Origin of the sequence: Pseudomonas sp. LJDD11 (assembly GCF_024584215.1) — a bacterium.
In the GTDB taxonomy this organism is placed as follows: domain Bacteria; phylum Pseudomonadota; class Gammaproteobacteria; order Pseudomonadales; family Pseudomonadaceae; genus Aquipseudomonas.
The window spans coordinates 21515-31586 of the sequence record NZ_JANJFL010000029.1; the positions used below are offsets into that span (position 1 = coordinate 21515).

General features: G+C 61.2%; 7 protein-coding genes. All 7 read left to right on the forward strand.

Going from position 1 to position 10072, the window contains the following annotated elements; translation table 11 throughout:
• Window positions 1–81: 81 nt before the first annotated feature.
• The 7 genes from NRB16_RS24790 to fabI all read left to right on the forward strand — a co-directional run bounded on the left by NRB16_RS24790 (window position 82) and on the right by fabI (window position 10002).
• On the forward strand, window positions 82–1683 hold the full coding sequence (locus NRB16_RS24790; protein ID WP_257107180.1) for a LysM peptidoglycan-binding domain-containing protein: 1602 nt from the start codon (window positions 82–84) through the stop codon (window positions 1681–1683).
• Between the two features lie 97 nt (window positions 1684–1780).
• Window positions 1781–3610 carry an extracellular solute-binding protein gene (locus tag NRB16_RS24795; protein WP_045494529.1) on the forward strand — a complete coding sequence of 610 codons (1830 nt, stop codon included), beginning with the start codon at window positions 1781–1783 and terminating at the stop codon, window positions 3608–3610.
• A complete protein-coding gene (locus NRB16_RS24800; protein ID WP_045489756.1) occupies window positions 3607–5481 on the forward strand; it encodes an extracellular solute-binding protein in 1875 nt (624 codons plus the stop codon). Before NRB16_RS24795 ends, NRB16_RS24800 begins: the two co-directional genes overlap by 4 nt.
• A gap of 1 nt (window position 5482) precedes the next feature.
• The gene (locus NRB16_RS24805) at window positions 5483–6556 is read left to right on the forward strand and encodes a microcin C ABC transporter permease YejB (protein WP_045489754.1); all 1074 of its coding nucleotides are present in this window, start codon (window positions 5483–5485) and stop codon (window positions 6554–6556) included.
• Window position 6557: 1 nt separating this feature from the next.
• Window positions 6558–7577 (forward strand): ABC transporter permease, encoded by a 1020-nt coding sequence (locus tag NRB16_RS24810; protein ID WP_045489752.1) that lies wholly within the window; start codon window positions 6558–6560, stop codon window positions 7575–7577.
• A 1-nt stretch (window position 7578) separates the two neighbouring features.
• The gene (locus tag NRB16_RS24815; RefSeq protein WP_257107181.1) at window positions 7579–9189 is read left to right on the forward strand and encodes an ABC transporter ATP-binding protein; all 1611 of its coding nucleotides are present in this window, start codon (window positions 7579–7581) and stop codon (window positions 9187–9189) included.
• 18 nt (window positions 9190–9207) lie between these two features.
• On the forward strand, window positions 9208–10002 hold the full coding sequence (gene fabI, locus NRB16_RS24820) for an enoyl-ACP reductase FabI (protein WP_045489747.1): 795 nt from the start codon (window positions 9208–9210) through the stop codon (window positions 10000–10002).
• Window positions 10003–10072: the final 70 nt, after the last annotated feature.

The window sequence follows — 10072 nt, forward strand, 5'->3', positions numbered from 1 at the left end:
GGAAAACCCCGTAAAGGTTGACCATCGCGGGGTCCCTTCCTAGAATCGCCCGACATTTTTTCCTGGAAACACCCCCGGACAATGTCGTCATCTACTGGAAAACCCGCGAATTCCGCCACCTTGACGCGCCTGGCACAGGCCATCGCGGTGACCGCCAGCGCACTGTTGGCAGGCTGCCAAAGCACCGGCCAGACGACTGGTCAGGTCGAGCACGACGGCACCTACCGCAGCAAGGCCAACCTGGCGACGGGCATCAAGCAGAAGCCGATCTTCGTCAATCCGACCCCCGCCGCCCAGGCCGAGCCGCAAGATGTATGGGAGCGGATGCGGCTGGGTTTCCAGTTGCAACAAGGCGACAACCTGAACCCGCGCATCGATCAGCAGCGCCTGTGGTTCGCCAACAACCCGTCGTTCCTTGAGACTGCCGGTGAGCGTGGCAGCCTGTACATGCACTACATTGTCGAGCGCCTCGAAGAACGCAACATGCCGCTTGAGCTGGCGCTGCTGCCGGTGATTGAAAGCGCCTACAACCCGATGGCGATTTCCCGCGCCCAGGCGGTCGGCCTGTGGCAGTTCATCCCGTCCACCGGGCGTTACTTCAACCTGCGCCAGACCAGCTTTTATGATGGCCGCCGCGACATCCAGGCTTCGACCAATGCGGCGCTCGACTACCTGACCCGCCTGCATGACATGTTCAACGGTGACTGGCTGCTGGCCCTGGCGGCCTATAACGCCGGTGAAGGCACGGTCAGCCGGGCCATTGAGCGCAACGACAAGCTCAACCTGCCCACCGATTACTGGAACCTGCCCCTACCGCAGGAAACCCGTGACTATGTGCCCAAACTGCTGGCCCTCTCACAGGTGGTCCTGACCCCGGCGGCCTATGGCGTGAACCTCACGCCGATCGCCAACGAACCCTACTTTGAAGTCGTCGAGCTGAACAAGCGCGTCGACCTGTCCAAGGTCGCGAGCCTGGCCAACATCGACGAAGACGAACTGATCCAGCTCAATCCAGCGTTCAAGAAGCGCCTGACCGTTGATGGCCCACAGCACCTGCTGGTGCCGACCTCCAAGGCACAGCTGCTGGCTGCCAACCTGCCCAACCTGCAGCCGGCCGAGCTGATGCAATGGCAGCATTACCGGGTCCGTCGCGGCGACACCCTGGACAGCCTGGCCAAGCGTTATCAGGTATCGGTCAGTTCACTCAAAGGCAACAACCAGTTGTCAGGCAACAGCCTGAAGGTCGGCCAGTCACTGAATATCCCGCTGCAACCGGGCGGCACAGCGAAACCGGCCTTCGAGCTGGTCGCCAGTGAAGACAAACCGAGCCGTTCGCGCACCTACCGGGTCAAGAGCGGTGACAACCTGTCGAGCATCGCCCGCGCCAACAAGGTCGATGTCGAAGCCCTGCAACGCTGGAACAAGCTCTCTGGTCATCGCCTGCAAATCGGCCAGTCGCTGGTCATTCAGGACAATAGCCGGGCAGCCGGCAAAGTCGTTGCGGCGGCCAGCGCCAAGACCGCCGAAGGCAAGCCGGTGCAGTACAAGATCCAGAAAGGCGATTCCATGTACCTGGTGGCCAAACGCTTCAATGTCGAGATGAAGCATCTCAAGCGCTGGAATCCACGCAGTGGCCAGGCACTGCGCCCCGGCCAGACCCTGACGGTCTACCTGCCGCGTTGATCAGCCACGACGGTCAGGCGTCGTGCTGTGCCGCAGTCTTTTTCCAGACAGGACAAACTGCTACTGTTAGCGGCCCAGAGCCCAAGCCGTGCGCAATGTGATTCGTCCCATCCTGTTAGCCATCAGCCTGGGCTTGAGCTCCAATGCCAGCGCCGCCATCAGCGAAAGCCATGGCTACGCGCAGTTTGGCGCGCTCAAGTACCCGGCCAGCTTTACCCACTTCGACTGGGTCAATCCCGAGGCGCCGAAAAACGGCACCTTGCGGATCATGGCATTCGGCACCTTCGACACCCTGAACCCTTATACCTTCAAGGGCACCAGCCCGGTCGAGACCGGCAACTTCCTGCAGTACGGCGTCAATGAACTGAATGAACCGCTGATGGTGGGCACCGGTGCTTACGACCCATCCGGCGATGAGCCGACCTCCAGTTACGGGCTGATAGCCCGCAGTGTCGAGTACAGCGAGGACCGTAGCTGGGTGGTCTACAACCTGCGCCCGCAAGCCCGTTTTCATGATGGCCAGCCGATCACGGCTTATGATGTGGCGTTCTCTTATCGCACCCTGCTCAAGGACGGCCACCCACAGTACCGCACCGCCTTGCAGGAAGTGCAGCGGGTCGACATTCTCAACCGTCACCGCATCCGCTTCGTGTTCAAACGGGTCGGCAATCCACTGCTGATCATGCGCCTGGGCGAGATGCCGGTGCTGCCCCAGCATTACTGGAAAGACCGCGACTTCAAGGCCACCACCTTCGACCCGCCGCTGGGCAGCGGCCCGTACCGGATCAGCAACGTCCAGCCCGGTCGCCAGTTGATCTTCGAGCGGGTCAAGGATTACTGGGCTAAAGACCTGCCGGTCAATCGCGGCAAATACAATTTCGACCGGGTCGAAGTGGAGTTCTACCGCGACAGTGAGGTGGCCTTCGAAGCCTTCAAAGCCGGTGAGTTCGACATTTATATCGAGCACCAGGCCAAGAACTGGGCCAACGGCTACAACTTCGCAGCGTTGCAACGTGGCGAGGTCGTCAGGGCTGCCATAGCCCACCAGATCCCGACCCAGACCCAGGGTCTGTTCATGAACACCCGGCGCAGCACCTTCAGCGACGTGCGGGTGCGCGAAGCACTGGGGCTGATGTTCAATTTCGAGTGGACCAACCGGGCACTGTTCAGCAACGCCTACCAGCGCTCGACCAGCTATTACCCCAACAGCGAGTTTTCCGCCAGCGGGCTGCCCAGTGGCCGCGAATGGCTGATGCTATCCCAGTACCGCGAGCGTCTGCCGGCCAGCCTGTTCAGCCAGCCGTTCAGCCTGCCTGCCAGCGACGGTGGCGGCCTCCCGCGCGAGACACTGCGCAAGGCTCTGGCGCTGCTCGGCGAAGCCGGCTGGACATTCTCCGGGCAACGCCTGGTCAACGCCCAACAGCAACCGCTGCGCTTCGAAATTCTGCTGGTCAATCCCAACCTGGAGCGCATCCTGCAGCCTTATGTAGAGGATCTGCGGCGCATCGGCATCGACGCAGGGCTGCGAACCGTGGACCGCGCCCAGTACAAGCAGCGCCTGGACCGTTTCGATTTCGACATGATCCTCATGACCCTGTCGCAGACCCTGAGTCCGGGCCTGGAACAGTGGCAGTACTTTCATTCCAGCCAGGCCGCCGTGAATGGCAGCAAGAACTACGCGGGCATTAGCAGCCCGGTGGTCGACGGCCTGCTCAACCAGTTGCTCGCCGCCTCCAGCCGCGAAGATCAGGTCGCCGCAGCCAGGGCACTTGACCGGGTTTTGCTGTCAGAGCACTACATGATTCCCAACTGGTATCTGAACAACCACCGCCTGGCCTGGCGCAATCGCTTCGCCATGGTCACCACGCCGCCCTATACCCTGGGCTTGCGCGCGTGGTGGCTCAAGCCTCAGGAGAACACCCGATGAACCCGATGCGTACGCTGTTGGCCAGCGCCGGCAGCCTGTTGCTGGTGGCCCTGGCCTGCACCGCCCAGGCTGCTCCCCAGCATGCCGTGACCCTGTACGACGAAGCGCCCAAGTACCCGGCGAACTTCAAGCATTTCGATTACGTGAACCCCGATGCGCCCAAGGGCGGGACCTTTCGCCAGGCCGGGTTCGGCAGCTTCGACAGCCTCAACCCCTTCATCAGCAAGGGCACAGCCGCCGCCGATATCAGCATGATCTACGACACTCTGGCGCGCTCCAGCCTCGATGAGCCGCTCACCGAATATGGCCTGATCGCTGAAAAAATCGAAAAAGCCCCTGACAACATGTGGGTGCGTTTCTATCTGCGCCCTCAGGCGCGCTTTCACGATGGCCACCCGATTCGTGCCGAAGACGTCGAGTTCACCTTCAATACCCTGATCAAGGACGGTGCGCCGCTGTACCGCGCCTACTATGCCGGCATCGACAAGGTCATCGTCGAAGACCCGTTGCGAGTCAAATTCGTCTTCAAGGACAGCCACAGCCGTGAGCTGCCACTGATCATCGGCCAGTTGCCGGTATTGCCCAAGCATTTCTGGGCGACGCGCGACTTCACCAAGGGCAATCTTGAATTGCCGCTGGGCAACGGGCCGTACAAGGTCACCCAGGTCAAGGCCGGTCGCTCGCTGCGCTTCGAGCGGGTCAAGGACTACTGGGCCAAGGATCTGCCGGTTAACCGTGGGCTGTACAACTTCGATGTGATGACCGTTGACTACTACCGCGACCCCGATGTGGCCCTGGAGGCGCTCAAGGCCGGGCAGTATGACTACCGCGAAGAAAACACTGCAAAGAACTGGGCCAGCGCCTATGACGTGCCGGCGGTGCGTGACGGACGCCTGATCAAGGAAGAGCTGCCCAACGGCAACCCGCAAGGCATGCAGGGCTTCATCCTCAACCTGCGTCGCCCGGTGTTCCAGGACCCAAGGGTGCGCGAAGCACTGACCTTGCTGTTCGATTTCGAGTGGACCAACAAGCAGCTGTTCAGCGGCTCCTACACCCGTACCCGCAGCTACTTCGACAACTCGGAAATGGCCTCCAGCGGACTGCCCACCGGTGAAGAGCTGAAACTGCTTGAAGCGCTGCGCGGCAAGATTCCTGAGCGGGTATTCACCGAGCCCTTCACGCTGCCGGTCAACGACGGCAGCGGCATGATCCGCCCGCAATTGCGCCGCGCCTACCAGCTGTTGCAGGAGGCTGGCTGGCAGATCAAGGATGATCGCATGACCGACGCCCAGGGCAACCCGGTGAAGCTTGAGTTCCTGATGGTGCAGACCGCCTTCGAGCGGGTCATGCTGCCCTACAAGCGCAACCTCAAGGATCTGGGGATTGAACTGTCGATCCGTCGGGTCGATGTCGCCGAATACATGAACCGCCTGCGCTCACGGGACTTCGACATGATCGTCAGCAGCTTCCCGCAGTCCAGCTCGCCGGGCAATGAACAGCGCGAATTCTTCCACTCGGTCAGCGCCGACCGTCCCGGCAGCCGTAACTACATGGGCCTGAACGATCCGGCAGTCGATGCATTGGTTGACGGCCTGATCCGCGCCGACTCGCGCGAAAGCCTGGTGGCCCATACCCGTGCCCTGGACCGGGTGCTGCTGTGGGGCTTTTACGTGGTGCCCAACTGGCATATCAAGAGCTGGCGCATCGCTTACTGGGACCACTTGGCGCATCCGCAAGCCAAGGCGCTGTCGGACATCGGCCTGAGCAGTTGGTGGGCCAAGCCGGATGTCCAGCCGGCACCGCCAAGCCAGCCGCCAGTCAGTGAAGATGACAGCACCGGCGACACCGCCACCGGGAACGAGGAACGCTGAAATGCTGGCTTATATCCTGCGGCGCCTGCTGCTGATCATTCCGACCCTGCTGGGCATCCTGATCATCAACTTCATTATCGTCCAGGCCGCCCCTGGCGGGCCGGTGGAACAGACGATCGCCAAGCTCGAAGGCTTCGACGGCGCCACCAGCCGCATCGGCGGCGGTGGCTCGGAGGTCGGCGTGGCCGGCTCCAGCTACCGGGGTGCACAAGGCCTGGACCCGGCTTTGATCGAAGAAATCGAGCGTATGTACGGCTTCGACAAACCGGCGCCGGAACGCTTGTGGATCATGATCAAGAACTACGCCCAACTGGACTTCGGCACCAGTTTCTTCCGCGACGCCAAGGTCACCGACCTGATTCTGGAAAAGATGCCGGTTTCAATTTCGCTGGGGTTATGGAGCACCCTGATCATGTACCTGGTATCGATCCCGCTGGGGATCGCCAAAGCCACCCGGCACGGCAGCCAATTCGACGTGTGGACCAGTTCAGCCATCGTCGTGGGGTATGCAATTCCGGCGTTCCTGTTCGCGATTCTGTTGATCGTGTTGTTCGCCGGTGGCAGTTATCTGGACTGGTTCCCGCTACGCGGCCTGACCTCGAACAACTTCGATGAGCTGAGCACCACCGGCAAATTGCTGGATTACTTCTGGCATCTGGTGCTGCCGATCACCGCTCTGGTCATTGGTAACTTCGCGACCCTGACCCTGCTGACCAAAAACAGCTTCCTCGACGAAATCAGCAAGCAATACGTGATCACCGCCAAGGCCAAGGGCCTGAGTAACAACCGGGTGCTGTACGGCCATGTATTCCGCAACGCCATGTTGCTGGTGATTGCCGGTTTTCCGGCGGCGTTCATTGGCATATTTTTCACCGGATCCTTGCTGGTCGAGGTGATCTTCTCGCTCGACGGTCTGGGCCTGATGAGTTTCGAGTCGGCCATCAACCGCGACTATCCGGTGGTGTTCGGCACCCTGTTCATCTTCACCCTGCTGGGCCTGGTGGTGAAACTGATCGGCGATCTGACCTATACCCTGGTCGACCCGCGCATCGACTTCGAAAGCAGGGAGCATTGATATGCCGTTGTCCCCCCTCAATCGCCGCCGCTTCGAGCGCTTCAAGGCCAACCGCCGTGGCTGGTGGTCTCTGTGGCTGTTCATGGCCCTGTTCGTCCTCAGCCTGGGCGCTGAATTGATCGCCAATGACAAACCGCTGGCAGTGCGTTACGACGGCCAGTGGTACTTTCCGGTGTTCGAGCGCTACCCGGAAACCACCTTCGGCGGCGAGTTTCCGCTGGAAGCCAATTACAAAAGCCCCTATATCCAGGACCTGCTCGCCGCCAAAGATGGCTGGACGCTTTGGGCACCGATCCCCTACAGCTACCAGAGCATCAACTACGACCTGAAAGTCCCCGCCCCGGCTCCGCCGTCACCGGACAACTGGCTGGGCACCGATGACCAGGGCCGCGATGTACTGGCCCGGGTCATCTATGGCTTTCGTATTTCGGTGCTGTTCGCATTGACCCTGACGCTGCTCAGCTCGGTCATCGGCGTGATTGCCGGTGCGCTGCAAGGCTTCTATGGCGGCTGGGTCGACCTGCTGGGCCAGCGGTTTCTGGAAGTCTGGTCGGGCCTGCCGGTGCTTTACCTGCTGATCATTCTTGCCAGCTTCGTACAACCCAACTTCTGGTGGCTGCTGGGCATCATGCTGCTATTTTCGTGGATGAGCCTGGTTGACGTGGTGCGCGCCGAGTTTCTGCGCGGCCGCAACCTTGAATACGTGCGTGCAGCCCGGGCACTGGGCATGCGCGATGGCGAAATCATGTTCCGGCACATTCTGCCCAACGCGATGATCTCGACCATGACCTTCATGCCGTTTATCCTCACCGGCGCCATCGGCACCCTGACCGCACTGGATTTTCTCGGCTTCGGCCTGCCAGCCGGCGCACCGTCGCTCGGCGAGTTGGTCGCCCAGGGCAAGGCCAACCTGCAGGCCCCCTGGCTGGGCATCAGCGCCTTTGCGGTACTGGCGATCATGCTCAGCCTGCTGGTGTTCATCGGTGAATCGGCCCGCGACGCCTTCGACCCAAGGAAATGACATGAGCCAGGACAATCTGATCGAAATCCGCGACCTGGCGGTCGAATTCACCACCGGTGATAACCGTCAGCGCGTGGTCGAAGGCGTTAATCTGGATATCCGCCGGGGTGAAACCCTGGCGTTGGTCGGCGAAAGCGGCTCGGGCAAGTCAGTCACCGCGCATTCGATTCTGCGCCTGCTGCCCTACCCTATCGCCAGCCATCCCAAAGGCAGCATCCGCTATGCCGGCGAAGACCTGCTGAGCCTCAGTGAAAAACGCCTGCGCGGCCTGCGCGGCAACCGCATCGCGATGATCTTCCAGGAGCCGATGACCTCGCTCAATCCGCTGCATTCGGTGGAGAAGCAGATCAATGAGGTGCTCGCCCTGCACAAGGGGCTGACCGGTCAGGCGGCGCGTAAACGGACGCTGGAGCTGCTGGAGCTGGTGGGTATCAGCGAGCCGCACAAGCGACTCAAGGCCTTGCCCCATGAGCTGTCTGGCGGCCAGCGCCAACGAGTCATGATTGCCATGGCGCTGGCCAACGAGCCGGAGCTACTGATCGCCGACGAACCGACCACCGCGCTGGACGTCACGGTGCAGCTGAAAATCCTCGAATTGCTCAAGCACTTGCAGGCCCGCCTGGGCATGGCGCTGCTGCTGATCAGCCACGATCTGAACGTGGTTCGACAAATAGCCCATCGGGTATGTGTCATGCAGCGCGGTTCCATCGTCGAACAGGCATCGTGCGAACAATTGTTCCGTTCGCCCCGGCACCCGTACACCCAAATGCTGATCAATGCCGAGCCCAGTGGTGGCCCGGTGGCCAATGTGCCAGGCAAGCCGTTACTGGAAGTCGAGAACCTGCGGGTCTGGTTCCCGATCAACAAAGGCCTGTTCAAACGCACTGTCGATCACGTCAAGGCGGTCGATGGCGTAGACTTCAGCCTGCTGCAGGGGCAGACACTGGGGATCGTCGGGGAAAGCGGATCAGGCAAGTCCACGCTGGGCCTGGCGATTTTGCGGCTATTGAGCAGCGAAGGCGCCATACGGTTTCAAGGGCAGCCCCTGAACGGGCTGACGCAGCAGCAGGTTCGTCCGTTGCGGCGGCAGATGCAGGTGGTGTTCCAGGACCCGTTTGGCAGCCTGAGCCCGCGCATGTCAGTGGCTGAAATCGTGGGTGAAGGTTTACGCATTCACAACATCGGCAGCGCCCAGGAACAACAGGTCGCGATCGTCGAAGCACTCAAAGAGGTAGGCCTGGACCCGGAAACCCGGCACCGCTACCCCCACGAGTTCTCCGGCGGGCAACGACAAAGAATCGCCATTGCCCGGGCATTGGTGTTAAAACCGGCGCTGATTCTGCTGGACGAGCCCACTTCGGCGCTCGACCGGACCGTCCAGCGCCAGGTAGTCGAGCTGCTACGCTCGCTGCAAGCCAAGTACAACCTGACCTATCTGTTCATCAGTCATGACCTGGCTGTGGTCAAGGCGCTGAGCCATCAACTGATGGTGGTCAAGCAAGGCAAAGTGGTCGAACAAGGTGCGGCAGAGGCTGTTTTCGCCGCACCGCAACATCCTTACACACAGCAGTTGCTGGAAGCCGCCTTCATGGCACCAGTAGCTGTCGATTAACCTGAAGAGGAACAACACATGGGTTTTCTCGCCGGTAAGCGCGTCCTGATCGTCGGTGTCGCCAGTAAACTGTCCATCGCATCCGGCATCGCTGCCGCCATGCACCGGGAAGGTGCAGAGCTTGCCTTCACTTATCAGAACGACAAGCTCAAGGGCCGTGTCGAAGAATTCGCCGCTGGCTGGGGTTCGAGCGCCGAGCTGTGCTTCCCTTGCGATGTGGCCAGCGATGAAGAAATCGCCAAGGTCTTTGAAGAGCTGGGCAAGAAGTGGGATGGTCTGGACGTGATCGTGCACTCGGTTGGCTACGCCCCGGGCGACCAGCTCGATGGCGACTTCACCGACGCCACCACCCGTGAAGGTTTCCGCATCGCTCACGACATCAGCGCTTACAGCTTCGTGGCACTGGCCAAAGGAGGTCGTGAGCTGATGAAAGGCCGCAATGGCAGCCTGCTGACCCTGTCGTACCTGGGCGCCGAGCGCACCATGCCAAACTACAACGTGATGGGCATGGCCAAGGCCAGCCTGGAAGCCGGTGTACGTTACCTGGCCGGCAGCCTGGGCGCTGAAGGCACTCGCGTCAACGCCGTGTCGGCTGGCCCGATCCGCACCCTGGCCGCTTCCGGCATCAAGAACTTCCGCAAGATGCTGGCCGCCAACGAGGCCCAGACCCCACTGCGCCGCAACGTGACCATCGAAGAAGTCGGCAACGCCGCCGCCTTCCTGTGCTCGGACCTGGCATCGGGCATCAGCGGTGAAATCATGTACGTCGACGGTGGCTTCAACACCACTGCGATGGGCAACATCGAAGAGTAATCGGGAAGCCGCTTACTCAGACGCAAAAAAAGAAGGGAGCCCCCCGGGGGGGGCGCTTTTTTTCCCCCTG

Excerpts from the sequence above, each read along its gene's own strand:
- fabI (WP_045489747.1), top strand. The coding sequence starts at position 9,208 with ATGGGTTTTCTCGCCGGTAAGCGCGTCCTGATCGTCGGTGTCGCCAGT.
- NRB16_RS24810 (WP_045489752.1), top strand. The coding sequence starts at position 6,558 with ATGCCGTTGTCCCCCCTCAATCGCCGCCGCTTCGAGCGCTTCAAGGCC.
- NRB16_RS24805 (WP_045489754.1), top strand. The coding sequence starts at position 5,483 with ATGCTGGCTTATATCCTGCGGCGCCTGCTGCTGATCATTCCGACCCTG.
- NRB16_RS24815 (WP_257107181.1), top strand. The coding sequence starts at position 7,579 with ATGAGCCAGGACAATCTGATCGAAATCCGCGACCTGGCGGTCGAATTC.
- NRB16_RS24800 (WP_045489756.1), top strand. The coding sequence starts at position 3,607 with ATGAACCCGATGCGTACGCTGTTGGCCAGCGCCGGCAGCCTGTTGCTG.
- NRB16_RS24790 (WP_257107180.1), top strand. The coding sequence starts at position 82 with ATGTCGTCATCTACTGGAAAACCCGCGAATTCCGCCACCTTGACGCGC.